This window comes from Bacillus sp. MT(2024) (assembly GCF_036362845.1).
GTDB lineage: Bacteria > Bacillota > Bacilli > Bacillales > Bacillaceae > Bacillus > Bacillus velezensis.
In genome coordinates this window covers 2434166-2460211 of record NZ_CP143632.1, presented here as the reverse complement: position 1 = coordinate 2460211, position 26046 = coordinate 2434166, and the positions used below count along the sequence as shown (strand labels likewise).

Below are 26046 nucleotides of genomic sequence, written 5' to 3'. Positions count from 1 at the left end.
GTATCAGGAGGGCCTTATTGGTATTCCTCAATGACGGCAATTTTATTTACCTTTTGGCTGTAGGGATTAAAAGAAATCGTAACAAACACACCAAATTCTTTTGCGCCATCCCGCAATGTCAAGTGGTATTGTTTGACTGCTTCATCCGTTCTTTTCCGATCCCACACCTTTTGAATAAATAATGTTTGGGCGAGCGGATATCTTTTTTTAGCTTCTTTTTCTGCTAATTTTTCCCATTTTGATTTATGGTGAACAGCATAATAAGGCACCGTTTCCGCCTGAGCTGTTCCTGAAACCCCGAAAACAAGAAGAGAAAGGCAAATCAGACTTTGTGTGATCATCATTCTTCGTCCTTTCGCTGTATATACTTTCCATTTTGTTCTAGTCACCTCGTTATTTTCTCACGTTTTATTAGAAAAAATTCCAAAAAGGTGTGTAATTTGAAGCAAAACGATGTTTTTGAAAGATACCATTCTTAAAAACGAACAATTTGACCGATTTTGACATTTTTCAAGACGATAATCCTTGATTATACTTTGTTCATGCGGTTCTTTAAAAAGAACGGTTGTCATATTTATTAACAGTTTTACAGGGGGTAAGGCATGTTCCGATGGTTGCGAATGGAAAAAAAGGGCAAGGTGAGATGGCGGATGATGCTATTTTTACGGCTTTCGTTCATTTTTTGCCTGTCCGTGACGATATGTGCTCAGTTCACAGGTGATACAAGTTCCTCCTTCAATGATGTGAAAAGCTTCAGTCTCCCGGTTCAAACGTGCGGAGATTTTCAATATACGGATGACGATTGCCGTTATGACGAACGCTGGGATCAGAGTGATTTACATATAACAAATCAAACTGATACGTCAGGCACCGTGTGTGCGCCGCTTCAACTCTATGCCGAGCTGGAGAATAAGGGAAAAGAGCGGACTGTTTCTGACTGGAAATGGGAGCTCCATAAAATCGCTTCTCAGCAGCAGCCTTTACGAAACGGCAATGTTGTGGATAAAGGGCTTATTACTGATAAAAAAAGCAAAACGATTTATAAAATTGAGTCAAAGCGGTCTTTGCAGCCGGGCATATACGCATTCAAGGTTTACAAGCCTGAAGGGTATCCGGCGGACGAAGAAAAATTTGAGTGGTCAAAACCGATGAAACTCGTCAAATGCCGGGAACAGGCAACCGTTTCTGATCTAAAGAAAACGGAGAAAGAGCCGGCTGAGCCGGTAAAAGAAAGCGGGGAAGAACATGAAAAAAACGCTGAAACTGATCAGTAATATTTTGTATGCCGTCATCTTCAGTCTGATTATTGTGCTGACGTTAACGGTGATTTCGACCCGGGCTTCCGGGGGTGAGCCGGCCATCTTCGGCTATACGCTGAAATCCGTGCTGTCGGGTTCAATGGACCCGGAATTTAAGACGGGTTCGCTCATAGCGGTAAAGAAAATTTCTGACGTGAATGACTTAAAAAAAGGGGATGTGATCACCTTTACGCAAGATGACGGAACAGCCGTCACACACAGAATAATCGGGATCACAAAAAAGGACGGGAACCTGCTGTTTGAGACAAAAGGGGACCATAATGCCGCCCCGGATGCCGCACCCGTTCAAGCTGAAAAAGTGGCGGCCCAGTATACGGGATATCAGCTTCCGTATGCAGGATATGTCATACATTTGGCAAGCCAGCCGATCGGAACGGCGATTCTGTTAATCGTTCCCGGCGTCATGCTTTTGATTTACTCAATAACAGTCATCGTCAGCGCCCTCCGCGATATTGAGCGGAAAACGAAAGCGCTGGAAGAACATGCGAAAAAGGGAACCATCTCCACATGAATACGGTTGCAACCTGGCGACAGGATTTGATAACAAAAAATAAAAAGTAAGGGGAGTACAAACATGGGTATGAAAAAGAAATTAAGCTTGGGCGTTGCCTCTGCCGCACTCGGTTTAGCATTAGTAGGAGGAGGCACATGGGCCGCATTTAATGATGTGAAGTCGACGGACGCTACATTTGCGTCAGGAACACTTGATTTATCGGCTAAAGAACAATCAGCCAATGTCAATTTGTCAAACTTAAAACCAGGTGATAAATTGACGAAAGATTTTGAATTCAGAAACAACGGTTCACTTGCCATTAAAGAAGTGCTGATGGCTTTGAATTTTACTGACTTTAAAGGAGCAAAGAAAGGAAATGAATCTGCGGAGGATTTCCTCAACCAGTTTGAAATTACGGTTCTGACAGTCGGTAAAGAAGGAGGCAACGGCTATCCTAAAAATATCATTTTAAAGGCGGCCAGCCTGAAAGACTTATACTTAATGTCAACAAAACAGGATAAAGCAGCTGCCGAAGCGATCAGCAAGCACATTGATCCGAAATTCCTGAGTGAGAGCGGAAAAGTCAATGTGGCAACCATTAACGGCAAAACAGCTCCTGAGTACGACGGAGTTCCGAAAACGCCTGCTGATTATGACCAGGTGAGAATGGAAATCCAATTTAAAAATGACACCGCAAAAACTGCGGACGGATTAAGTGTGCAAAACAAGTTCCAAGGCAATGCGATTTCTCTTCAATTCTCTTTTGAAGCAACGCAATGGAACGGCTTGACCATTACGAAAGATCATACGGATAAAGACGGTTACGTCAAGGAAAATGAAAAGGCTCACAGTGAGGATAAAAACTAATCCGAAAGTCGGACAGTTAAAAGAGGAGTTGTGCACATATGGCGGCACTACTCCTCTTTTTGCGCTTTTCTCCATTTTTGATAATCTAAAAATTCACGAAATTGTTTTTTTGATACCCCGGATGTCATCGCATCGCGAACTAATTTCTCCCATTCACTATCTAATTGACCATCGTATTCGGTTTCATGTTTTTCATCAAGTAAAGTATGAACCGAGACGTCCAGAACAGCGGAGACTTTTTCGAGAAATTGAATGGAGGGGTTCGTCTGTAAATTTCGTTCTATTGAGCTTAAATAAGACTTCGCTACCCCAGCTTTTTCAGCTAGTTCTGATAGTGAGTAGCCTTTTTCTTTTCGGTATTGTTTAATACGCTGGCCAATCAATGTCATCACCTTCCTTGTGATATTATAGCACATTCAGAAAGGATTTACGGTATGACTTCTGGCTGCCTGGATATGTTGAGAAGACTTTTTATGCGAAAGCAGGTATTTGCGTATTTCTTCTAGGCTGATATTTGCTTTTTGGGCTTCTAATATCAGCTCAACCCATTCCTTATCTAATTGCGAAAATTCCATTTTTGCATTTTTCATGCATTTTCTCCTCCTAAAATACTTGTTTATGTATTTCAGCCAATCCGCCCATGACCTTATCTTTACATGTCTGGAAGTGATTCATCGCATGCGAAACGCCAGAAATTTTTTCTATATACTTTTATTATAATATAGAATTTCCAGAAAAAACGGGAAAGGTGTCGAATGGATAACGCTTATCCAGAAAAATTACTTTGCAGGAAAAATAAACCGCCATTTTCAATCTGAATGTGAATTTTCGGCTGATATAAGGCTTTCAGCGCTTGTTTTTCCAAATGGTATTCCTCAGGTTTTTCTTCTGTCTGCTCATAAAACTGATCGAGCAGCCTGAGGTCCTTTTTCCATCTGGCGATCGCGCTGTCAGCCCAGTCTGACGGCTCTTTGGCGGCAGCGTCTTTTAAGTAATGCTCCATCCTTTTAATCCCGCTTTCCGGCTTAATCATCGGCGATATGGTAAAGCAATAGTCTGATATTTGCGAGGTCAGCGGAAGCGGTGCAAGCTTCTGCTGAAACCCTTCTATAATTGTTCCAGAAACAAGATGCAGGCCTAAAGACAAAAGTCTGTCTTTTTTCATGTCGGATTGGTATGAAATCACTACATTTAATCCAAGCCAGGGCTGAAGCGGCACTCTGGCTCCGGCTGATACAATTTTCTCATATATTCTTGTAAATCTCCCATTTTGTTTAACTGCTTGAAAGATTTGAAAGAGGCGCGGGGCTCCAAAGTAAATAAACTCGCCGTCCATATCCTCCGGAGCCGTTTCTTTATCAGTGATGAACGTAATCTTCATCGGGTTCGGTTCGCCGCCCGTTTTTTCACGCCAATGCCAATAAAACGGGCGGTTCATAATTTGTTTGTCCATCTCGACCGTCAACTGAACCGTCATAAAACCCGGCCCGTGTTCTGTAATCGGGCAGTGGTTCGCTTCAAAAAAGCGCAGTAAAAATTGGTGAACCTCCTGCTGTCTCATGTCGCGCTTCCTCCTTTTTAAGAGCCTTTTTTTCTGGCGGGCTTTTCCGTACTGTACGACAGAAAAGAGGTGAGATTGTCCATTTTGATTCTCATTTCCTCCTCTGTCAGCGAATGGCATAAAATATCATGCAAATGGTCTTCAAAATTGCTCACTTTGATTTTTGTTAAAATGTCATCTAATTCTCCGACGACATTTTCAAATAAATGAATTTTGTCATACAGAAGTTTTAAGATATGCTCTTCCACCGTATGTTTTGTCGCCATATTGTAGATATGGACATCTCTTTCCTGACCGAGTCTGTGAATCCTTCCGATTCTTTGTTCAAGCCGCATCGGGTTCCACGGGAGGTCATAATTGATAATATGGTTGCAGAATTGCAGGTTGATCCCTTCGCCTCCTGCTTCTGTAGCGATCAGCACCTGCACTTTGCCGCGGAAGAGATCCTTCATCCAGTCTTTTTTTCCGCGTTTAAATCCGCCTCTGAACGGAACGGAGCTTATGCCGTTCTGCTGAAGGAACCATTGCAGGTAAATCTGTGTCGCCCTGTATTCAGTAAAAATAATGACTTTGTCATTAATCTTTTGGATCAAGTCAACAACTTGAATCGCTTTTGAGTTTTGCGTGACTTGATTGATGCGGTCCATTAAATTAGCGATCGTCTGTTCATCGAATGCGGGCGCTTGTTTGTCTTTTTGGTCAAGCATTTTTTTGAGCGTCATATACACGGCTTCCCGGCTTGAACAGCACTCTCTTTGCAGCGTCATAATGGAAAATGCGCTTGCGGGCTTTTCCGTGCCGTTTTTCAGTGCGGCAATGTCATCGTAAAGCGCCTGTTCCGTCGGTGAAAAGGTGATCGGCACTGTTTCCACGTGGCGCTTCGTCCATGTAAGTCCGGTGTCGCTCCGCGTGTTGCGGATCATCACCTTATTGACGAGTTCTTTCAAATGCTCATGAGCGTCAATCCCGTCCTTCTGATTGAAGGTTTCTTGAAATCCGCTTTCGTTTCCTAAATGGCCGGGCTTTAACAGTGACACTAAATTGAAGATTTCTTCGATCCGGTTTTGAATCGGCGTCGCCGTCAGAAGCAGGCAGTATTTCTTCACAAGACTTCTCGCAAATTCATAATTTTTCGTTTTGCTGTTTTTGAGCTTGTGCGCCTCGTCAATAATGACGAGATCATACGGAATAGAAAGGACAATGTCTTTGTGAGGGGAGCGTTTGGCCGTATCAATAGAAGAAACGACGATATCGCACTGTTCCCACACATAGCTTTTCTTCTGTTCAACAGCGGGTATTAAAAACTTCTCCTGAAGCTCTTTCACCCACTGGGAAACGAGTGATGCCGGCACAAGAATCAGGATTTTTTTGGCCAGCCCGCGAATCATATATTCTTTTAAAATCAGGCCCGCTTCCACCGTTTTTCCGAGCCCTACTTCATCAGCCAAAATCGCCTTGCCGTTCATTTTTTCAACGACTTTCTGCGCGACCTCAAGCTGATGGGGAAGCGGAGTGAAATCGGGAAGGTACAAAGGAGCCCTCAACCCTTCGAATTCAGGAATGGCAAGGGTCTGCTGGACTTCAGCCGACAGTTTGTACATCTCCCAATTTGACCAGGGACCGTCCGTTTTCAGCCGCTCAGAAAACTCTCCCGGCCAGTTTGCATCAAATATGATCTCTGCTGTCATATGTAACAAAACCGCCTTTCTTTTAAAAAACTGATTTATCATAATTTTTGTTGCCGGACGTAAATGAGGGTGGTAGGATATAAGTAATGATTTCACTAAAAGATATTGCTTTAGTATGTCCATAAAATTGGTAAATATGAGCGAATGACAGCAAGGGGAGAGACTCGGACGAAAGATGGGCGTCCGGGCGCCGAAGGAGCAAACTGCGGAGTGAATCTCTCAGGCAAAAGAACTCTTGCTCGACGCAACTCTGGAGAGTGTCTGCACTTAGAAGAAGCAGGCCACCAAAGGGGACGTCTTTATGATATGTTCATAAAGTAAACTTTCAGGTGCCGGGACAGAGAAACCTTCATTTTCATGAGGTGTTTCTCTGTCCTTTTTTATATGTTTTTACAATGCGCCAATGACTGAAGGGGGAAGATGATGCTGAAACGAACACCGCTTTATGACGTGTATAAAGAATACGGCGGAAAAACGATTGATTTTGGAGGATGGGAGCTGCCGGTTCAATTTTCTTCTATAAAAGAGGAGCATGAAGCCGTCCGCACAAAAGCGGGACTGTTTGATGTGTCTCATATGGGGGAAGTTGAAGTATCCGGTAAAGACGCCCTGTCTTTTCTGCAAAAAATGATGACAAATGACGTTGCCGATTTAAAGCCGGGAAACGCGCTTTATACCGCCATGTGTTATCCTGACGGCGGTACGGTCGATGATTTGCTGATCTATCAGAAAAGCGAGAGCTGCTATCTGCTCGTGATAAACGCGTCTAATATTGAAAAAGACATCGCCTGGCTGACGGAACATGCGGAAGGCGACGTCACGCTGACGAATCAGTCTGACGGGATTTCACTGCTTGCCGTTCAGGGGCCGAATGCCCAGACGGTTCTTGCGAAGCTGACTGAATGTGATTTGTCCTCCTTAAAACCGTTTGCATTTATTGACGAGGCGGACGTTGCCGGACGCCAAGTCCTGCTTTCAAGAACAGGCTATACCGGTGAAGACGGGTTTGAGTTATATTGCCGAAATGAAGATGCGGTTCATCTATTTAAGGAGATACTTGCAGCGGGAGAGCATGAAGGCCTCGTTCCGTGCGGCCTCGGCGCCCGTGATACGCTGAGATTTGAAGCGAAGCTTGCTTTATACGGTCAGGAATTGACGAAAGATATTACACCGATTGAAGCCGGAATCGGATTTGCCGTGAAACACAAGAAAGATTCCGATTTTTTCGGGAAATCTGTATTGCGTGAACAGAAAGAAAAAGGAGCCCCGCGAAAGCTGGTCGGACTTGAGATGATTGAAAAAGGGATTCCGAGACACGGGTACGCCGTGAAAAAAGACGGTGTTCCGATCGGGGAAGTCACGACAGGCACGCAATCTCCGACTTTAAAGAAAAATATCGGCCTTGCCTTAATCAAAACGGAATTCAGTGAAGTCGGAACGGAAGTAGAAGTGGAAATCCGTAAAAAAACGGTAAAAGCGAAGGTTGTCCGCACACCGTTTTATAAACGTCCAAAACAGAACTGAAAAAGGAGAGTCATATGAAGCATCGATATTTGCCCGCGACAGAACAGGATAAAAAAGAAATGCTGAAAGCCATCGGCGCAGAAACAATTGATGAACTGTTTGCCGATATTCCGGAAGATGTGAGGTTTCAAAAAGACTACCAAATTAAACAAGCAAAATCTGAAACGGAGCTGACGAGAGAGCTGACAAAGCTTGCGGCGAAAAATAAAGACGCTGTTACATATGCATCTTTTCTGGGCGCAGGAGTGTACGATCACTATCAGCCGGTTATCGTCGATCATGTGATTTCCCGATCAGAGTTTTACACGGCTTATACGCCTTACCAGCCTGAAATCTCACAAGGGGAGCTGCAGGCGATTTTTGAATTTCAAACGATGATCTGTGAATTAACGGGAATGGATATCGCAAACTCCTCTATGTACGACGGGGGAACGGCGCTTGCGGAAGCGGCGATGCTTGCATCGGGACATACGAAAAAGAAAAAAATCGTCATTTCCGCAGCCGTTCATCCGGAATCACGGGATGTTTTGAAAACATACGCAAAGGGCCAATATATTGAGGTTGTAGAGGTGCCCGCGAAAAACGGCGTCACAGATCTTGAAGCATTGGAACATGCCGTTTGTGATGAGACGGCCGCCGTGATCGTTCAGTATCCGAACTTCTTCGGACAAATCGAGCCGTTAAAGGGCATTGAGCCGCTCGCACATAAAGGAAACAGCCAGCTGATTGTTTCTTCAAACCCGCTCGCGCTCGGTATTTTGACACCGCCCGGGGCATACGGAGCTGATATTGTCGTCGGGGACGCGCAGCCTTTCGGCATACCTGCGGCATTCGGCGGCCCGCACTGCGGCTATTTTGCAGTAACGAAAAAACTGATGAGAAAGGTGCCGGGCCGGCTTGTCGGCCAAACGGAGGATGAAAACGGGCGAAGAGGTTTTGTTCTCACTCTTCAGGCGCGCGAGCAGCATATCAGAAGAGACAAAGCCACGTCTAACATTTGTTCAAATCAGGCGCTGAATGCTTTAGCGGCTTCAGTCGCAATGACGGCGCTCGGAAAAAACGGCGTCAAAGACATGGCCCGTCAAAATATATTGAAAGCTGATTACGCGAGACGCCAAGCGGAAAAAGCCGGCTTGCACGTAGCATTTGACGGCCCGATATTTAATGAATTTGCCGTCAGGCTGAATCTTCCCGTCAAGGAAGCAAACCGGCGGCTCCTGCAAGACGGCATCATCGGCGGATATGACTTAGGTCTTGCGTATCCGGAACTGAATCAGCATATGCTGATTGCCGTCACAGAGCTGAGAACGAAAGAAGAGATCGATTCGCTTATTGCGGGATTGGGGGATCAACATGAATAATCAAGATCAGGCGCTTATTTTTGAAATGTCCCGCGAAGGGCGTGTCGGTTACAGCCTTCCGGAGCTTGATGTGCCGGAAACAGAGCTTGAAAGCCTTCTTCCCGGTGACTATATCCGCGATGAAGACGCAAAGCTGCCGGAAGTATCAGAGCTTGATATTATGCGGCATTATACCGCTCTTTCTAAGAGAAACCACGGAGTTGATTCAGGCTTTTATCCGCTCGGCTCCTGTACGATGAAATACAATCCGAAATTAAATGAAAAAATTGCCCGGTTTGCAGGTTTTTCCGCTATTCATCCGCTTCAGGACGAGGACACAGTTCAGGGGGCGCTTGAGCTTTTATACGATTTAAGCGGACACTTGGAGGAGATTACGGGCATGGACGAGGTGACGCTGCAGCCTGCGGCGGGCGCTCACGGCGAATGGACCGGCCTGATGATGATCCGCGCCTACCACGAAGCGCGGGGAGACTTCGGACGGACGAAGGTCATTGTCCCTGATTCAGCCCACGGTACGAATCCGGCATCCGCCACGGTCGCCGGTTTTGAAACGATTACCGTTAAGTCAAATGAGCACGGGCTGGTTGACATTGAAGATTTGAAAAGAGCGGTAAACGAAGAAACAGCGGCGCTGATGCTGACGAATCCGAACACCCTCGGGTTATTTGAAGAAAACATTACGGAAATGGCTGAAATCGTCCATCAGGCCGGCGGAAAGCTTTATTATGACGGAGCGAATTTAAATGCCGTTTTAAGTAAAGCAAGACCGGGAGATATGGGATTTGACGTCGTTCACCTTAATCTGCATAAAACATTTACCGGGCCGCACGGCGGGGGAGGACCGGGCTCAGGGCCGGTCGGAGTGAAAAAAGAATTCATTCCGTATCTGCCGAAACCCGTTCTTACGAAAAAAGAGGGCCGTTTGACTTTTGACTATGACCGGCCGCAGTCGATCGGGCGCGTAAAACCTTATTACGGCAACTTCGGCATTAATGTCAGAGCCTACACGTATATCCGTTCCATGGGGCCTGACGGCTTAAAAGCTGTGACCGAAAACGCGGTTTTAAATGCAAATTATATGATGAGAAGACTCGCGCCTTATTATGATCTCCCGTTTGACCGTCATTGCAAGCATGAATTTGTGTTATCGGGAAGAAGGCAGAAAAAGCTCGGCGTAAGAACGCTTGATATTGCCAAACGGCTTTTGGATTTCGGCTATCATCCGCCGACTGTGTATTTTCCTCTCAATGTTGAAGAAAGCATCATGATCGAACCGACGGAAACGGAATCGAAGGAAACGCTTGATGCGTTTATAGATGCCATGATTCAAATTGCGCGGGAAGCGGAGGAATCGCCTGAAATCGTTCAGGAGGCGCCGCATACAACAGTTGTCAAAAGAATGGATGAAACCAAGGCGGCAAGAAAGCCGGTTTTAAAATACGAACGTACACCTGACGTCAGCCGCTGACACGGTATAAAAAAAGAGCTTCCGTATAAAACGGACAGCTCTTTTTTCATGATTAGTTTTTTGCTTTAATTTTTCCGCCCCATTTTTTAAATCCGCCTTTCAGGTTGTAAATATCTTTGCAGCCGTGTTTGCGGAGCGTCTGTGCCGCGCGTCCGCTGCGGACATTGTTTTGGCAGTACAGATAAACGGGTTTATCAGGACGGATTTCACTTTTGCGCTGTTTCAGCTGTGACAGCGGAATGTTGCGCGCGCCGAGAATATGGCCGCCTTCAAATTCATTCGGTTCACGGACGTCAATCAGCTGCGCTTTTCTGTAGCCCGCGCGGAATTCCTCTTCCGTAAGTGTTTTCATTAAACGCTGCTGGTAAAAATACGACACGATCATATAAACGATAAACGCCGCAACAATAATTAAAGCAATCATATTAGACAATGCAATTCTACTCCTTTAGCTTATAAAATCAAAACCCTGCTTCCTGAAAACAAGGCTTACCGGACGTTTTGGGACAAATACTATTATAGTAAAGCATGAAGCGATTGTCATCCTTAATGAAACGAAATATTTTTCATTTTCAAGGCAGTTTGTTAAACTGATTTTATTAAAACGATAAAGAAGGGTTCAGTATATGGAAAAAGAAACATGGCGGTTTATTGACTCAGGGAATGAAAGCCCGGCATTTAACATGGCGCTGGATGAAGCGCTTTTATATTGGCACAGCCAAAAGAAAATTCCTCCGGTGATCCGATTTTACGGCTGGAATCCGGCAACTTTGTCTGTCGGGTATTTTCAAAATATTAAGAAGGAAATTAACTTTGACGCAGTACATAAACACGGCCTCGGGTTTGTCAGAAGACCGACAGGCGGACGGGGTGTTCTGCATGATAAAGAATTGACATACAGCGTAATCGTTTCAGAGAATCACCCGGAAATGCCGGCCACGGTGACAGAGGCGTACCGGGTGATTTCAGAAGGTATTCTGCAGGGATTCAGAAACCTTGGACTTGATGCCTGCTTTGCGATTCCGCGAACGGAGAAAGAAAAAGAAAGCTTGAAAAATCCGCGCTCGTCCGTCTGCTTTGATGCCCCTTCGTGGTATGAGCTGGTCGTCGAAGGACGGAAAGTTGCCGGAAGCGCACAGACACGCCAAAAAGGCGTCATTCTTCAGCACGGTTCCATCCTGCTTGACATTGATGAGGATAAGCTGTTTGATCTGTTTTTATATCCGAGCGACAGAGTCCGTGAGCGCATGCAGCGGAATTTCAAAAACAAAGCGGTAGCCATCAACGCCTTAGCGCCGAAACGGGTAACGATGGATGAGGCCAGAATCGCTTTTAAAGCCGGTTTTGAGGAAGGGCTGAACATTCATCTTGAGCCTTACACACTCACGTCTGAAGAGCTTGCATTTGTCAATGAGCTGGCTGAGACGAAATACGCGTCTGATGAATGGAATTATAAGCGCTGATAAGGCTTGACAGACCGGAAGCATCCTTGTTTTTTCATGACCGTTAGTGTAAACTTGTAATGGTTTATAAAGTTAAGGTGCTTTTTGGGAGGGTTACTTATGACAACACCAAGTATGGAAGATTATATTGAACAGATTTATATGCTGATAGAAGAAAAAGGATATGCACGGGTTTCTGATATCGCGGAAGCTTTGGCAGTCCACCCCTCCTCTGTAACGAAAATGGTTCAAAAACTAGATAAAGACGAGTATTTGATTTATGAAAAATATCGCGGGCTCGTATTGACGTCAAAAGGCAAAAAGATCGGCAAACGGCTCGTATACAGACACGAATTGCTTGAGCAGTTTTTAAGAATCATTGGTGTTGATGAAGAGAAGATTTACAATGATGTTGAAGGAATCGAACATCATCTGAGCTGGAACAGCATTGACCGCATCGGCGACCTCGTTCAGTATTTTGAAGATGACGAAAGCCGGAAAAAAGAATTGAAATCCGTACAGAAAAAAACCGAAAATCCCGGTGAATAAAGGGCAGCCCGAAATGGGGCGCCCTTTTTTTAATGTCTTCATTCTTTGGTCTATTTCGCCCAGCCGTTTCTTAAAATAATAATACACCTTGAGATGGAAGGGAGAGGGCGCGCTATGCAGATTGACGGCGTATTTTCGGGAGGGGGGATAAAAGGGGTGGCGCTTGCCGGCGCTTATGAAGCGCTGGAAGAAAAGGGCTTTCGCTTTGAAAGGCTCGCCGGAACAAGCGCCGGCGCGATTATTGCCGCATTTATCGCTGCGGGCTATACGAGCAGAGAGGTTCATTCCATCATAGATGAGGTGGACGGAAGGCAATTGCTTGATCAGAGATGCTCATTCCTCCCGCTGAAAATCCTGCAGTGGGTGTCGATATATTGGCGCCTCGGACTATACAGAGGCGATATGCTGGAAAAATGGATTGCGGATAAATTAAAAGCGAAGGGCATCATCGCGTTCGGCGATTTGAAAAAAGGCTCGCTCCGTCTCATCGCTTCAGATCTGACGAACGGAACGATGATCGTGCTTCCTGACGATCTTCCCCGCTACGGATTGAATCCGGAGATGTTCCCGGTTGCCAGAGCCGTCAGAATGAGCTGCAGCATTCCTTATTTTTTTGAACCGATAAAACTGAAGACCGAAAAAGGCACCTCAACGGTCGTTGACGGCGGTGTGTTAAGCAATTTCCCGATTTGGCTGTATTCAAAAGAACGCAAACGGCCGGTCATCGGAATTTCGCTTTCGCCCAACGAAAAAGAGCGCCCGAAAAAATCAATCCGCAACGCTTTTGAGCTGTTCGGGGCTTTGTTTGAAACGATGAAAGACGCTCATGATGCCAGGCATATCGCGACAAAGTACGAACAGAATATTATTTTTATTCCGGTGGAACATGTGATGGCGACGGAGTTTCATCTCACACCGCAAAAAAAACTAGCTCTCATTGAGCTAGGAAAAAGCAGAACAGAGCAATTTTTGAAGCAATGGAGCTATTAAAAAAGCGCTCTGTTTTTCTTTTTATTCTTTTTGCCTTCTATGACGGTAAGCTGGGTCTGGCTTTTTTTCTTAAGAATCATCGGCTTCGGTCTGCTGCTGCTCGGCACGCTCCGCAAATGGCTGACCCGGCCTCTGTGTCCGGCGCGGTGCTTCGCTTTTTGCTCCTTCATTCGGAGCCGCGATTGTCTGGCCGCTTTTTTGAAAGCGGTTCCGTCACGGCCGGTGCGGCGGTTCAGGACCGTCCTCACGATAAAATAAATAATAACGCCTGCGATAATAACGGTGATCGCTCTTGAAATCATCTGCCCGGGGTTGGTTACCGCCGCATAAATGAAACCGAATGCGCCAAGCGCTATCAATACAGCAAAAAAAGGTTGTACACGATGATTCATAACTGCCCACCTCCAAAATAATAACGGTAACGGTTCAGATTACGTTGTGAGACGGCTTTTCGCTCTGTTCTGAAATGTCTTCCAGTCTGAGAAGCTCGTTAAAGCTTTCTATGGCAACCTCGACCTGATCATCCGCCGGTTCCTTTGTCGTTAAAAGCTGCAGCCACAGGCCGGGATAACCGAGCACTTTCAAAACGGGGATATTCCGCACTCTGTTCGTCAGCTGGAGCACTTCAAAGGAGATGCCGAGAACGACCGGTATAAGCGCAATCCTGTCTAAAATCCGCAGCCAAAGCGGATCTGTCGGAACAAGTAAATAGACGAACATGCCGACAATGATCGTAAATAAAATAAAGCTTGAACCGCAACGGTAATGAAGCCGTGACTGTTTCTGAACATTTTCTATTGTAATTGGCAAATTCTGTTCATAACAGTTTATGACCTTATGTTCGGCTCCATGATATTGAAACACTCTTTTAATTAACGGCGTCATTGATAAAAAATAAATGTAGCCGAGAAGCAGAATCAGCTTAAACAGACTTTCGATTCCGATCTGCGCGGCGTCTGAGGAAAATACGGGCCTTACAAGCTCCGCTAAGAAGACCGGGACGAGCGTAAAAACGAATTTGCTGAACAAAAACGACAGAACGCCGATCACCGCCAGGCTGAAAAACATCGATAAGCCGGAACCCTTCTTATCTTCCTGCTCCAGCTTGGCGTCATCCTGAGGATCAAGCCCGTAACGTTCGCTGGAAAAGTTTAAATGCTTTGTGCCGTTGGCGCTCGCCTCAATGATGGCGACGATTCCCCGCAAAAAAGGAATCTTTTTTAAAGCCGAAAGCTTGGCGTTCGGCACTCTCGGAAGCTTGAAAAAATCAATGCTTCCGTCATTCCTGCGGATGGCGGTAACATAATTTTTTCTGCCGCCGAACATTACCCCTTCAACGACAGCCTGCCCGCCGTATGCAGGGGGCGTTTTTTGTTTGGACATTGTTTATCAACCTGCCTGTTTTCTTAGGATTTACTAACCATTTCCTTTCACTCTATTGTACAGGAAACCGCGGTAAACCTCTAGTTAGACAGCCGGAAAATCAATGCTTTTTCTACATGCAGTATACCCCGTTTCTTTAGATTTTACTCATTGAATGAAAATATGGCGCATCTTTTTATGACTTTTTAATTTTTGGGCAGTCTATGACTGGAGGTGCCATGATGACAAGCGAAAAACATTCAGAACAGGAAGAAAAAAAGAAGCAGGATGATGATCAGCAGCCTGTTTCATTTACCGGCAGAATTTGCGGTATCGGATTTGCCGGCGGTGTATTTTGGAGTTTGATCGGCTATCTCGGGTATGTCTTTCATTTTTCAGAGATCAGCCCCAACATGATTCTTCAGCCGTTTATGATCGGAGAATGGAAAAAACAATGGCTAGGCACGATGGTCAGCATCGTTGTCATCGGATTCATTTCAATTGCCGGGGCGTTTATTTATTTCGTCTGCCTGAAGCGTTTTAAAACCATGTGGCCGGGGATGGTGTACGGCGTCATTTTATGGTGTGCGGTTTTTTTCTTATTCAATCCGATTTTCGAAGATGTGAAATCCGTCACTGAATTGAAATCAGATACAATCGTGACGACGCTTTGCCTTTACATTCTGTACGGTTTGTTTGTCGGCTACTCAATTTCCTTCAACTACAATGAACTTACGTCAGACAAGCTTGCAAGGGCGCTCGGCAACAAGTGAATAAGTGTATAATCCCTGTCCGGTATGGTAAAATGTTCACGAGAAGTGAACATTTTTTGTGCTGAAAACCGGGCGGGGATGCTCCCGCGTTGTCAGGCGGCAGTCAAGAATCGGCGAGGAGGAGAAAGGGAATGAAACTGGAGAAATTGCGAAATCTTTTCGGTCAGCTGGATATAGACGGAATGTTGGTGACAAGCTCCGCCAATCTGCAGTATATGACGGGATTTAGGGGTTCGTCAGGCCTTGCGGTCATATCGAAAGAACGTGCGGCATTTATCACGGATTTCCGTTACACCGAGCAGGCGAAGACGCAAGTGAAGGGTTTTGACATTATCGAGCACGGCGGTAGCTTAATCCAAACGGCTGCGGATACGATTCTTGAGTACGGCGTTAAAAAACTCGGCTTCGAGCAAAACAGCATGACGTACGGAACATATGCATCCTACCAAGCGGTGCTGCAGGAAGCGGAGATGGTTCCCGTCGCGGATTCCGTTGAAAAGTTGCGCTTGATTAAGTCAAGTGAAGAGATTAAGATATTAGAGGAAGCTGCGAAGATTGCGGATGATGCGTTTGAACATATTCTGACGTTTATCAAACCGGGCATCTCAGAGATTTCAGTTGCAAACGAGCTCGAATTTTATATGAGACGTCAAGGAGCAGACGGCTCTTCCTTTGATATGATCGTCGCCTCGGGAGTCAGATCCAGCCTTCCCCACGGAGTGGCAAGCGGCAAATTGATTGAAAAGGGAGACTTGGTCACGCTTGATTTCGGCGCTTATTATAAAGGCTATTGTTCTGATATCACACGCACCGTCGCGGTCGGAGAGCCAAGTGATAAACTGAAAGAGATTTATCAGGTCGTATACGATGCCCAAGCGCTTGGTGTCCTGCATATAAAACCCGGCATGACGGGAAAAGAAGCGGATGCCCTGACGAGGGATCATATCACCGCAAAAGGCTACGGACAGTATTTCGGCCATTCGACAGGACACGGGTTCGGAATGGAAGTCCATGAATCACCGGGGCTGTCTTTCAGGTCATCGGCCGTTCTTGAGCCGGGCATGGCGGTAACGGTTGAGCCGGGCATATACATACCGGAAGTCGGGGGCGCAAGAATCGAAGATGATATCATCATCACTGAGGACGGCAACCGGACAATTACGCATTCCCCTAAAGAATTAATTATTTTGTGATCGGAATATAGGAGGACATCAAACATGATTTCAGTTAACGATTTTCGTACAGGACTAACGATTGAAGTAGACGGCGGCATTTGGCGCGTCGTTGACTTTCAGCACGTAAAACCGGGAAAAGGAGCGGCATTTGTCCGTTCTAAATTGCGTAACCTGCGCACGGGCGCTATTCAGGAGAAAACATTCCGTGCAGGTGAAAAAGTCGCGAAAGCTCAAATCGAAACAAAAACGATGCAGTATCTTTATGCCAACGGCGATCAGCACGTGTTCATGGATACAAGCTCATATGAACAGCTTGAATTGAACGAAAACCAAATCGAAGAAGAATTGAAATACCTTCTGGAAAATATGTCTGTGCATATCATGATGTATCAGTCTGAAACGCTCGGTATTGAACTGCCGAACACAGTTGAACTGAAAGTTGTTGAAACAGAGCCGGGAATTAAAGGCGACACGGCGTCAGGCGGCACGAAACCTGCCAAAACGGAAACAGGCCTTGTCGTAAACGTACCGTTCTTCGTGAACGAAGGCGATACGCTGGTTGTAAATACATCAGACGGTTCTTACGTGTCAAGAGCGTAGTTAAAGAAATTCGGAGTCTGCTCCTTTTACGGGGCAGGCTTTTTTTGCGTTCTGCCTCAGAATCTTTCTTCTATATGAAAATAGTGAGACTACTTCCGTCAGCTAGAGCATATAGTGTAACAAAATGCTTGAAGTTGGGGGATTGCAATGAAATTTTTGTTCGGTTCAATCAATTCTACTGTTTTAACGATGGCCGGTTTACGAGTTTTGTCCTCGCTCATTGAATTATCGGCCGCTATTATCATGCTTTTGACAAACGACATCAGAAAAGCGGTTGTGGTGAATAGTATTTTGGCAATCGTCGGCCCTCTGATCTTTATCATCACAATGACGATCGGCATTTATCAGATTGCCGGACAGCTCTCATATGCAAAATTAATATTGATTTTTGCGGGGGTGGTGCTGATTTTGGCCGGTGTGCATAAATAGAGGGCCGGGGTGTCATAAAGTCTGTCCCGGATCATACATTTTAAAGAAGCCAATCGGTAAAAAGGAGGAGACTCTATTGAATGAAATTACAGAGGTTCTCCCTGAATTATTGAGAGATGCCATCTCCGCCGTGCCCGAAGAAGCAAGGCGGGATACAGAAGAAATCAGAATCCGGGTCGACAGGCCGGTTGAACTGATCCAAAAAGGACAACCTTTGTATTTGTCATATGTGTGTACGGCCGGCGACGCACAGCTGATCCTCAGCCGGCTCAGCAATTACAGTATGTACACGCTGGAAGAAGAGCTGAAAAAAGGATACATCACAATCAGAGGAGGCCACCGTGTGGGGCTGGCCGGAAGAGTCATCGTCGAAAACGGAGCCGTCAAAGGACTCCGGGATATTACATCTTTTAATATCCGAATCGCCCGGGAGAAGCTGGGGATCGCAGAACCGCTCATTCCTTTCTTATGGAAAGAAAACTGGCTGAACACGCTGATCATCGGTCCTCCGCAAACGGGGAAAACGACCTTGCTTCGTGATTTGGCCCGGCTTTCCAGCACCGGATCAACACGCATCCCGGCAAAAAAGACAGGTATCGTAGATGAACGGTCGGAAATTGCCGGCTGCCTGCGGGGCATTCCCCAGCACAGTTTCGGCCGCAGAGTCGATGTCCTTGATGCCTGTCCGAAGGCGGAAGGGCTGATGATGATGATCCGCTCTATGAGTCCTGATGTCATAATTGTGGATGAGATCGGCAGAATGGAAGACTCACAAGCGCTGCTGGAGGCGCTCCATGCGGGCGTATCCGTTATCGTCTCTGCGCACGGATGGAATATGAAAGACTTGGTCAAGAGGCCGTCGCTGAAAATGCTGTGGGAGGAAAACGTGTTTGACCGGTATGTGGAGCTGTCAAGACGCCGCGGTCCGGGAACGATCAGCAGGATTTACGGAAAGGACGGGAAACCTGTTCCGCATGCTGAAAGCGTGATGTCATGCTGAAGCTTTTAGGTGCCGTGTTCATTCTGACAGCGACGACATGGACGGGATTTGAGATCGCCAAAATGTATATTGAAAGGCCGAGGCAGATCCGTCAGCTGCGCGCGGCGCTCCAATCGCTAGAAGCGGAAATCATGTTCGGGCATACGCCGCTGCATACCGCCTCGGGACAAATTGCCGCACAGCTTTCCGAACCTGTATCGTCATTGTTTCAAGCTTTCAGCAGGAGGCTTGAGCAGGGAAGCGATTCCGCCAAAACGGCCTGGGAACAGAGCTTGAAACATAACTGGCCCTCCATGGCGATGAAAAAAATCGAATACGATGTGCTGAAGCAATTCGGAGAGACGCTCGGGCTCCATGACCGTGTTTCTCAGCAGAAACATATCAAGCTTGCGCTTACACATTTGGAAGCGGCGGAAGCGGATGCCGGACGGGCGCAGGCGAAAAATGAAAAAATGGTGAAAAGCTTAGGATTTTTAGCCGGACTGTTACTCATTCTTCTATTGATGTAAACATGAGGGGAGCAAACATAAAATGGGAGTCGACGTAAATGTCATTTTTCAAATCGCCGGAGTCGGTATCGTGGTTGCGTTTCTGCACACCATACTTGACCAAATGGGAAAAAAAGAATACGCCCAATGGGTGACGCTGCTTGGCTTTATCTATATTTTATTTATGGTGGCGACGATTGTCGATGACCTGTTCAAAAAGATCAAAGCTGTGTTTCTATTCCAAGGATAGGGGGGCTTACAGATTGAGATTGTTCAAATTGTAGGTTTAGGCCTGATCGCCACATTTCTCTCCCTGATCGTAAAAGAACAGAAACCGACTTTCGCGTTTATGATTGTCGTCTTCAGCGGCTGCGTGATCTTTCTCTATCTCATCGATCAGATTTACGACATTATCAGAATGATAGAAAAAATAGCCGTCAATGCAAATGTCAATATGGTCTATGTGGAAACCATTTTAAAAATTATCGGCATCGCCTACATCGCTGAATTCGGTGCGCAGCTGACAAAGGATGCGGGCCAGGGAGCGATTGCTTCGAAAATAGAGCTGGCCGGAAAAATTTTGATACTGGTAATGGCCGTGCCGATACTCACCGTCATTATTGAAACGATTCTCGGACTTATTCCTTCTTGATCATCAATAAAATGGAAAGGGGGGCACAAAAAATGAAGCGCTTTCGGTGGGCGGGGGCTTTTTTGTTCATCCTCTTATTTTTTCAGACTGAATGTGTACAAGCTGCCGGAACAGACGGTGCGTCGCAGGAAACCGCAGTTCACCAAGAATCCGCTGATGAAGTGGCCAAAAAGCAGGCCGAAGCGCTGAAAACAGAAGGCATCGGAAAGTTTTGGGACGACATCATGACAGAATACGGCGGTCTTCTGCCTGAAAGCCAAAAGGGAAGCATCATCGACTTTATTAACGGAGAAAAAACGTTCTCGCCGGAGGCATGGCTGAAGGCTTTATTTTCATACTTGTTTCATGAAGTGCTCGCAAACGGAAAGCTCCTGGGAACTTTGATTCTTCTCACCATTTTTTGTGTCATTCTGCAGCTTTTGCAAAATGCGTTCCAGCAGAGCACCGTCAGCAAAGTGGCTTATGCAATCGTCTACATGGTGCTGATTATTCTCGCTTTAAACAGCTTTCATGTTGCCGTCAATTATGCCAGTGAAGCGATCCAGACGATGACAAGTTTCATTCTCGCGCTCATCCCGCTTTTACTCGCGCTTTTGGCGTCTTCCGGGGGAGCCGTCTCCGCAGCTTTTTTTCACCCCGTTATTTTATTTCTGATGAATACGAGCGGCCTTCTCATTCAAAACATTGTCATGCCGCTTATCTTCCTGTCAGCGATTTTAAGCATCGTAAGCACGATGACGGATCAATATAAAGTCACGCAGCTTGCCAATCTGCTCAGAAATATCGCGATCGGCGCGCTTGCCGTATTTCTCACCGTGTTTCTCGGCGTCATCTCCGTACAGGGGGCTTCGGCTGCCGTGACGGACGGGATTACGCTCAGGACTGCAAAATTTATCACAGGCAATTTTATTCCCGTGCTCGGCCGGATGTTTACGGATGCGACGGATACGGTCATCAGCGCCTCGCTCCTATTAAAAAACACCGTAGGAATCCTAGGAGTCGGAATTTTGATCTGCATCTCCGCGTTTCCGGCGATTAAAGTGCTCTCGCTCGCTTTTATTTATAAGCTCGCGGCCGCTATTCTGCAGCCGCTCGGAGGCGGGCCCGTCATTACGTGCCTCGGCGTCATCAGCAGAAGCGTGCTGTATATTTTCGCGGCGCTCGCCATCGTCTCTCTCATGTTTTTCCTCAGTATTACAGTCATTATTACAGCAGGCAACCTCACCATGATGATGAAATAAAGGAGGCCCATTGGATATGAGCTTTTTAACAGAATGGCTGACAAGCATTATTTTATTTATCTTATTCGCCATCGTCATCGACATGCTGCTGCCCAGCTCCAGTATGCAAAAATACGCCAAGATGGTTGTCAGCCTGCTGTTAATCATTGTCATGCTCAACCCGATCTTCAAACTTTTCAAAACAGACCCGGAAATCATCTTCGATTATTTGACAAAACAAGAGCAATCTCAATCCGCTGATATAAAAAATCAAATCAAATCAGAAAAAAAAGAAATACAAGCATCAAACCGCGCATATGTTTTAGAAGAAATGGCTGTCCAACTAAAAAAGAAAGCGGAGGAGATGTTCAGTCATGACGAATACAAAATAGACGACATCCGCCTTACAGCGGAAGAACAGGTTCGTTCAGAAGAAGATGTAAAAACGATCAGCGTGTATATGGCCCCATCTTCTGAAAAAACCGTGCAAACCGTCGCACCGATCGACATCCGCACAGACCGCAAATACGAACCGGAAGGCGCAGCCGAAAAAAAAGAGGCCGCAGACATCAAAGAAAAACTTGCGGATATATGGGAAATCGGCAGTGAGAAAATTACGGTTTATATGGAAGGCGGGGAGAAAAACGGCCATGAATAAAAACGGACTATGGACCATACTCAAAAAACAGCTGATGATCGGACAGGCGAAAGACGGAGAAAAACCAAAACTGACAAAATATCATTACTTTCTGTTCGTGTTTGTGCTCGGAGTATCTTTTATGCTGGTGAGCCAGCTGTTCTCTTCACCGGAGAAAACCGGGAAGGACCAAGCGGCGCAGACCGTCATGTCCGGCCGAACGGAAGACAAAAGCGGGCAAAAAAGCGCACCCGTTTTTAAGGCATCGAAAGACAGCAGCGCCAAAAACACGATCGATGATTATGAAAGAGACTATGAAAACCAGCTGAAAGAAATCCTTGAAACGATTATCGGCGTGGAGGATGTATCAATTGTCGTGAACGTAGACGCAACATCTTTGAAAGTGTTTGAGAAAAATAAAACGAAAAAAGACACCACCACCGAAGAAACCGATAAAGAAGGCGGCAAAAGAAGCGTAACCGATCAAACTTCTGAAGAACAAATTGTCATGATTCGAAACGGGGATCAGGAAACCCCGGTCGTCGTCCAGACGAAAAAGCCCGATATCCGCGGTGTACTCGTTGTCGCTCAGGGAGTGGACAACGTTCAAATAAAAAAAACCATCATTGATGCCGTCACAAGGGTGCTTGATGTTCCGAGCTACCGTGTAGCGGTTGCCCCTAAAAAAATCAAGGAGGATTCATAAATCATGCTGAAAAAACAAACGGTTTGGCTTTTAACAATGCTCAGTCTCGTCGTGGTATTAAGTGTTTATTATATTATGTCGCCGGAAAGCAAAAATGCCGTGCAGATGAAAAGCGAAAAAAGCAGCGGAGAAGTGGCAACTGAAAAAACGCCGGCTCCTGAAACGAAAGATAAGAACGGAAGCGGCACGGATAAAGAAGACGGAACAAAAGGAACGAAAGATTCTAAAGGCACAAAAGAAGATAAAGAAACATCAGCTGAAGCATCGGACAAAGACGGATCGGTCGCTACAGAAACAGCTGATGAAAACTTATTTACCGCATACCGCATGGAGCTTGAAGACGCGAGAAGCAAAGAAAGGGAACAGTTAAACAGCATTGTTTCAAGCGATGATGCGACCGCAAAGGAAAAAAGCGAAGCCTACGATAAAATGACGGCGCTGAGCAATGCTGAAGGGACGGAAAAACAGCTGGAAACGCTGATTAAAACACAAGGCTATAAAGATGCGCTCGTGGATGCTGAAGGAGACAAAATCAATATTACGGTCATGTCTGACAAACATTCAAACGCAAAAGCTTCCGCTATCATTGACCTGGTGGAAAAAGAAATCAAGACGATGAAAGACGTCGCCGTCACGTTTGAACCGACAAAATAAGGGATCCCCACCGCCCGCACCTGCTGCGGGCTTTTCTGATGTCATTTTAGATCAGTGTTGAATTTACACAAGCGCTCCTGTAAGATAAACATAGTATGTACTTTTAGTAGCAACCCATAAATTTCTATTTTTTATACATAGGAGTGGAAACTGATGTTAAAAATCAACGAAATTCATGAACTGATAAAAAGAATCGATGAATCTTCCATCGACGAATTCGTTTACGAAATCGAAGGCGTAAGCCTCAAACTGAAAAAAAATGAAGCGCCGGCAGTGAATGTAACGGGACAAGCCCAAGCCGTTCCCGCCGCTTACGCACCTGCTCCGCAGGCTGCAAAACCGGAAGCGCGTGAAGCCGCTCCTGTTCAGGAAGCGCCGAAACAAGACGAAAACCTGCACAAAATTACGTCTCCGATGGTCGGAACGTTTTATGCTTCTTCATCGCCGGAAGCCGGCCCTTACGTAAACCAAGGTTCAAAAGTGAGCGAAAATACAGTTGTTTGTATCGTAGAAGCAATGAAACTCTTTAACGAGATTGAAGCCGAAGTAAAAGGAGAAATCGTTGAAGTGTTAGTTGAAAACGGCCAGCTGGTCGAATACGGACAACCTCTATTTCTTGTAAAAGCTGAGTAAGGAGACCTGCTATTATGATTAAAAAGCTATTGATCGCCAACCGAGGAGAAATCGCCGTCAGAATCATCCGGGCCTGCAAAGAGCTGGGCATTGAAACTGTAGCCGTTTATTCTGAGGCAGATAAAGACGCCCTGCATGTCCAAATGGCCGATGAGGCTTTTTGTATCGGGCCGAAAACATCAAAAGAAAGCTATTTAAATGTAACGAACATCGTCAGCGTCGCAAAGCTGACCGGCACGGATGCGATTCATCCGGGATACGGGTTTTTAGCTGAAAACGCCGACTTTGCCGAGCTGTGCGAGGAATTGAACGTAACGTTTGTCGGCCCTACGGCTGACGCCATTTCAAAAATGGGAACAAAAGATATCGCGCGCGACACGATGCAGCTGGCGGGCGTGCCGATTGTGCCCGGTTCAAAAGGAATCATAAAAAATACGGAAGAAGCGGTTTCGCTTGCAGGTGAAATTGGGTATCCTGTCATTATAAAAGCCACTGCGGGCGGAGGCGGAAAAGGCATCCGGGTCGCACGCACAGAAGAAGAACTGATCAAAGGCATTGAGATTACCCAGCAGGAAGCCGCTACGGCATTCGGAAATCCGGGTGTGTACATCGAGAAGTACATAGAAGATTTCCGCCATGTTGAAATTCAGGTGCTTGCGGATAATTACGGAAACACGATCCATCTCGGAGAGCGTGACTGTTCTATCCAAAGACGTCTGCAAAAACTTCTTGAAGAGTCACCGTCACCTGCGCTTGATTCTGAAATCAGGGAGCAGATGGGCGAAGCTGCGGTAAAAGCAGCGAAGGCCGTCGGTTACACGGGAGCCGGCACAGTAGAATTCATTTATGACTACAGAGAACAGCGCTACTACTTCATGGAAATGAACACGCGTATTCAAGTAGAGCACCCTGTCACAGAAATGGTGACGGGAACGGATCTGATCAAAGAACAGATCAAAGTGGCATCCGGACAGGAGCTTTCGCTCAGACAGGAAGACGTTGAATTTAACGGCTGGGCGATTGAATGCCGCATCAATGCTGAAAATCCTGCGAAAAACTTCATGCCTTCACCCGGTAAAATTAACATGTACCTGCCGCCGGGCGGACTCGGCGTACGCGTGGATTCAGCCGCATATCCCGGCTATTCGATCCCGCCGTACTATGACAGTATGATTGCTAAAGTCATCACATACGGAACAACGCGTGATGAGGCAGTCGCACGGATGAAACGCGCGCTGAGCGAATTCGTGATTGAAGGTATTGAAACGACGATTCCGTTCCATCTGAAACTGCTTGAACACGAAACATTTGTCAGCGGAGAGTTTAATACAAAGTTTTTAGAAACATATGATGTAATGGGCTCATAATTTTTGCGGGAGGTGAATTGAATGGAAGACAACAGTGTGCTTAAAATGGATCATGACGAGGCTCATTTAGGCAAGGTTGAAATTGCTCCTGAGGTCATTGAAGTCATTGCCGGCATCGCCGCTTCCGAAGTTGAAGGAGTTGCTGAAATGCGCGGCAATTTCGCCACCGGCGTCGTAGAGCGCTTCGGCAAAATCAATCACGGTAAAGGCGTAAAGGTCGATTTAGCCGATGACGGGATTACCATCGACGTCTATTGCGTCGTTCAATTCGGGATCTCGATCCCGAAAGTGGCGGCAAGCGTTCAGGAGAATATCCGCCAAACCTTATTAAACATGACGTCTCTGACCATTAATGAAATCAATATTCATATCGTCGGCATTCAATTTGACACGAAAGCCCAAGAAGTCGAAATCGACGAAGAAATGTAATGAGCGTATAAAAACCAAGGGGATGGGCAGCCCTTTGGTTTTTTATACGTTTCCCGTCATTTCAGGCATGAAGAAAGCCGGCTTACAAACGGCAGCCGAGTTTCTTCATGCTGTGAAATCCGAATGAAATTAATACGGTTTGTGAAAATATTCGGCATTAGGGTGAAAAAACCTAAATTTCGACATGCGATTGAGAAAAAAATATGTTATGATCTCTTTAAGCTTAACGACAAGCGGATAAAGCGGATCTGAAGGAGAAAGAAAATGAAAAGAAGAACAGCTAGAGAAAAAGCTTTGCAGGCACTTTTTCAGATTGATGTCAGCGATATTGCACCGAACGATGCCATTGAGCACGCGCTTGATGGTGAAAAAACAGATGCCTTCTTTGAACAGCTGGTGTACGGAGTGATCGAACATCAGGTTCAGCTTGATGAAATGATTTCCGGCCATCTCGTCAATTGGAAGCTTGACCGGATTGCAAACGTAGACCGCGCGATCCTGCGTCTGGCGGTGTATGAAATGGTTTATACTGACGACATTCCTGCTAACGTGTCATTAAACGAAGCAATCGAGCTGGCAAAACGGTTCGGCGACGATAAAGCTGCAAAATTCGTAAACGGGGTTCTTTCTAACATTAAAACTGATATCGAATCATAGGA

At 46.0% G+C, this 26046-nt stretch carries 33 protein-coding genes and 1 riboswitch; of the genes, 25 read left to right on the top strand and 8 right to left on the bottom strand.

All coding sequences use genetic code 11. From position 1 onward, the window contains the following. Positions 1-14 precede the first annotated feature (14 nt). Positions 15-344: a DUF3889 domain-containing protein gene (locus VP472_RS11895; RefSeq protein WP_003153097.1), complete on the bottom strand. Its 330-nt coding sequence runs from the start codon at positions 342-344 to the stop codon at positions 15-17. Between the two features lie 258 nt (positions 345-602). Here VP472_RS11895 and tapA point away from each other — a divergent pair, with 258 nt between their 5' ends. From tapA to tasA, 3 genes are all read left to right on the top strand, one after another. Continuing rightward, positions 603-1274 (top strand): amyloid fiber anchoring/assembly protein TapA, encoded by a 672-nt coding sequence (gene tapA / locus VP472_RS11890; protein ID WP_070082109.1) that lies wholly within the window; start codon positions 603-605, stop codon positions 1272-1274. After that, positions 1246-1830: a signal peptidase I SipW gene (gene sipW, locus VP472_RS11885; RefSeq protein WP_012117977.1), complete on the top strand. Its 585-nt coding sequence runs from the start codon at positions 1246-1248 to the stop codon at positions 1828-1830. Before tapA ends, sipW begins: the two co-directional genes overlap by 29 nt. Before the next feature lie 63 nt (positions 1831-1893). Continuing rightward, positions 1894-2679 carry a biofilm matrix protein TasA gene (gene tasA / locus VP472_RS11880; protein WP_094247735.1) on the top strand — a complete coding sequence of 262 codons (786 nt, stop codon included), beginning with the start codon at positions 1894-1896 and terminating at the stop codon, positions 2677-2679. A 47-nt stretch (positions 2680-2726) separates the two neighbouring features. Here the strand turns inward: tasA and sinR are convergent, their stop codons facing one another. The 4 genes from sinR to VP472_RS11860 form a co-directional block, all read right to left on the bottom strand. Beyond that, the gene (gene sinR, locus VP472_RS11875) at positions 2727-3062 is read right to left on the bottom strand and encodes a transcriptional regulator SinR (RefSeq protein ID WP_003153104.1); all 336 of its coding nucleotides are present in this window, start codon (positions 3060-3062) and stop codon (positions 2727-2729) included. 33 nt (positions 3063-3095) lie between these two features. Continuing rightward, complete coding sequence (sinI, locus tag VP472_RS11870; protein ID WP_003153105.1) at positions 3096-3269, bottom strand: anti-repressor SinI; 174 nt, start codon at positions 3267-3269, stop codon at positions 3096-3098. Positions 3270-3445: 176 nt separating this feature from the next. Then, complete coding sequence (locus VP472_RS11865) at positions 3446-4240, bottom strand: YqhG family protein (protein ID WP_014305407.1); 795 nt, start codon at positions 4238-4240, stop codon at positions 3446-3448. A 17-nt stretch (positions 4241-4257) separates the two neighbouring features. Then, entirely contained in the window at positions 4258-5928 is a 1671-nt protein-coding gene (locus VP472_RS11860) for a DEAD/DEAH box helicase (protein WP_128574830.1), read from the bottom strand. A 144-nt stretch (positions 5929-6072) separates the two neighbouring features. Continuing rightward, positions 6073-6173, top strand: a riboswitch (glycine riboswitch). A gap of 178 nt (positions 6174-6351) precedes the next feature. Here VP472_RS11860 and gcvT point away from each other — a divergent pair. The 3 genes from gcvT to gcvPB are packed head-to-tail and all read left to right on the top strand — an operon-like array spanning position 6352 to position 10281. Then, a complete protein-coding gene (gcvT, locus tag VP472_RS11855) occupies positions 6352-7452 on the top strand; it encodes a glycine cleavage system aminomethyltransferase GcvT (RefSeq protein ID WP_094247736.1) in 1101 nt (366 codons plus the stop codon). Between the two features lie 14 nt (positions 7453-7466). After that, positions 7467-8813, top strand: a complete 1347-nt coding sequence (gene gcvPA, locus VP472_RS11850; protein WP_077722590.1) for an aminomethyl-transferring glycine dehydrogenase subunit GcvPA — start codon at positions 7467-7469, stop codon at positions 8811-8813. Continuing rightward, positions 8806-10281: an aminomethyl-transferring glycine dehydrogenase subunit GcvPB gene (gcvPB, locus tag VP472_RS11845; RefSeq protein ID WP_014305403.1), complete on the top strand. Its 1476-nt coding sequence runs from the start codon at positions 8806-8808 to the stop codon at positions 10279-10281. Before gcvPA ends, gcvPB begins: the two co-directional genes overlap by 8 nt. A gap of 52 nt (positions 10282-10333) precedes the next feature. Here the strand turns inward: gcvPB and VP472_RS11840 are convergent, their stop codons facing one another. After that, positions 10334-10714 (bottom strand): rhodanese-like domain-containing protein, encoded by a 381-nt coding sequence (locus VP472_RS11840; RefSeq protein WP_007408335.1) that lies wholly within the window; start codon positions 10712-10714, stop codon positions 10334-10336. A gap of 193 nt (positions 10715-10907) precedes the next feature. Between VP472_RS11840 and VP472_RS11835 the strand changes: the two genes are divergently transcribed. The 3 genes from VP472_RS11835 (at position 10908) to VP472_RS11825 (ending at position 13262) form a co-directional block, all read left to right on the top strand. Next, positions 10908-11744 (top strand): lipoate--protein ligase family protein, encoded by an 837-nt coding sequence (locus VP472_RS11835; protein WP_129091565.1) that lies wholly within the window; start codon positions 10908-10910, stop codon positions 11742-11744. A 99-nt stretch (positions 11745-11843) separates the two neighbouring features. Then, positions 11844-12272: a transcriptional regulator MntR gene (gene mntR, locus VP472_RS11830; protein WP_007408338.1), complete on the top strand. Its 429-nt coding sequence runs from the start codon at positions 11844-11846 to the stop codon at positions 12270-12272. Positions 12273-12386: 114 nt separating this feature from the next. Then, complete coding sequence (locus tag VP472_RS11825) at positions 12387-13262, top strand: patatin-like phospholipase family protein (protein ID WP_015388011.1); 876 nt, start codon at positions 12387-12389, stop codon at positions 13260-13262. On the opposite strand, the gene VP472_RS11820 is transcribed toward VP472_RS11825, so the two are convergent. Together VP472_RS11820 and VP472_RS11815 are read right to left on the bottom strand one after the other, a co-directional pair. Continuing rightward, entirely contained in the window at positions 13259-13654 is a 396-nt protein-coding gene (locus tag VP472_RS11820) for an SA1362 family protein (protein WP_017418130.1), read from the bottom strand. The two genes, VP472_RS11825 and VP472_RS11820, sit on opposite strands and share 4 nt — an antisense overlap. Positions 13655-13688: 34 nt before the next feature. Then, positions 13689-14645, bottom strand: coding sequence for a DUF1385 domain-containing protein (locus VP472_RS11815; RefSeq protein WP_025649854.1), 957 nt, complete (start codon positions 14643-14645; stop codon positions 13689-13691). 221 nt (positions 14646-14866) lie between these two features. Between VP472_RS11815 and VP472_RS11810 the strand changes: the two genes are divergently transcribed. The 16 genes from VP472_RS11810 to nusB all read left to right on the top strand — a co-directional run bounded on the left by VP472_RS11810 (position 14867) and on the right by nusB (position 26044). After that, complete coding sequence (locus VP472_RS11810; protein ID WP_003153121.1) at positions 14867-15397, top strand: YqhR family membrane protein; 531 nt, start codon at positions 14867-14869, stop codon at positions 15395-15397. Positions 15398-15528: 131 nt separating this feature from the next. Continuing rightward, complete coding sequence (locus tag VP472_RS11805) at positions 15529-16590, top strand: M24 family metallopeptidase (RefSeq protein ID WP_146277165.1); 1062 nt, start codon at positions 15529-15531, stop codon at positions 16588-16590. Between the two features lie 24 nt (positions 16591-16614). Further along, positions 16615-17172: an elongation factor P gene (efp, locus tag VP472_RS11800; RefSeq protein WP_003153123.1), complete on the top strand. Its 558-nt coding sequence runs from the start codon at positions 16615-16617 to the stop codon at positions 17170-17172. Between the two features lie 147 nt (positions 17173-17319). After that, positions 17320-17601 (top strand): YqhV family protein, encoded by a 282-nt coding sequence (locus VP472_RS11795; protein ID WP_003153124.1) that lies wholly within the window; start codon positions 17320-17322, stop codon positions 17599-17601. Positions 17602-17677: 76 nt separating this feature from the next. Next, positions 17678-18601, top strand: coding sequence for a stage III sporulation protein AA (spoIIIAA, locus tag VP472_RS11790; RefSeq protein ID WP_146277163.1), 924 nt, complete (start codon positions 17678-17680; stop codon positions 18599-18601). Then, positions 18595-19110: a stage III sporulation protein SpoIIIAB gene (gene spoIIIAB, locus VP472_RS11785; RefSeq protein ID WP_146277161.1), complete on the top strand. Its 516-nt coding sequence runs from the start codon at positions 18595-18597 to the stop codon at positions 19108-19110. Before spoIIIAA ends, spoIIIAB begins: the two co-directional genes overlap by 7 nt. A gap of 22 nt (positions 19111-19132) precedes the next feature. Then, entirely contained in the window at positions 19133-19339 is a 207-nt protein-coding gene (gene spoIIIAC / locus VP472_RS11780) for a stage III sporulation protein AC (RefSeq protein WP_003153142.1), read from the top strand. A 12-nt stretch (positions 19340-19351) separates the two neighbouring features. Continuing rightward, complete coding sequence (gene spoIIIAD, locus VP472_RS11775) at positions 19352-19741, top strand: stage III sporulation protein AD (RefSeq protein WP_071392571.1); 390 nt, start codon at positions 19352-19354, stop codon at positions 19739-19741. Between the two features lie 32 nt (positions 19742-19773). Further along, positions 19774-20982 carry a stage III sporulation protein AE gene (gene spoIIIAE, locus VP472_RS11770; RefSeq protein ID WP_003153145.1) on the top strand — a complete coding sequence of 403 codons (1209 nt, stop codon included), beginning with the start codon at positions 19774-19776 and terminating at the stop codon, positions 20980-20982. A 16-nt stretch (positions 20983-20998) separates the two neighbouring features. After that, positions 20999-21619, top strand: a complete 621-nt coding sequence (spoIIIAF, locus tag VP472_RS11765) for a stage III sporulation protein AF (RefSeq protein ID WP_015388014.1) — start codon at positions 20999-21001, stop codon at positions 21617-21619. Then, positions 21612-22304 (top strand): stage III sporulation protein AG, encoded by a 693-nt coding sequence (gene spoIIIAG / locus VP472_RS11760; RefSeq protein WP_003153148.1) that lies wholly within the window; start codon positions 21612-21614, stop codon positions 22302-22304. Before spoIIIAF ends, spoIIIAG begins: the two co-directional genes overlap by 8 nt. A gap of 3 nt (positions 22305-22307) precedes the next feature. Next, positions 22308-22958 (top strand): SpoIIIAH-like family protein, encoded by a 651-nt coding sequence (locus VP472_RS11755; protein WP_003153150.1) that lies wholly within the window; start codon positions 22308-22310, stop codon positions 22956-22958. A 153-nt stretch (positions 22959-23111) separates the two neighbouring features. Continuing rightward, positions 23112-23591, top strand: a complete 480-nt coding sequence (accB, locus tag VP472_RS11750; protein WP_070082099.1) for an acetyl-CoA carboxylase biotin carboxyl carrier protein — start codon at positions 23112-23114, stop codon at positions 23589-23591. 14 nt (positions 23592-23605) lie between these two features. Beyond that, positions 23606-24958 carry an acetyl-CoA carboxylase biotin carboxylase subunit gene (gene accC / locus VP472_RS11745; RefSeq protein ID WP_007408348.1) on the top strand — a complete coding sequence of 451 codons (1353 nt, stop codon included), beginning with the start codon at positions 23606-23608 and terminating at the stop codon, positions 24956-24958. Between the two features lie 21 nt (positions 24959-24979). Beyond that, on the top strand, positions 24980-25387 hold the full coding sequence (locus tag VP472_RS11740; RefSeq protein WP_003153156.1) for an Asp23/Gls24 family envelope stress response protein: 408 nt from the start codon (positions 24980-24982) through the stop codon (positions 25385-25387). 264 nt (positions 25388-25651) lie between these two features. Continuing rightward, a complete protein-coding gene (nusB, locus tag VP472_RS11735) occupies positions 25652-26044 on the top strand; it encodes a transcription antitermination factor NusB (protein WP_061890719.1) in 393 nt (130 codons plus the stop codon). The last annotated feature ends 2 nt before the right edge of the window (positions 26045-26046 follow it).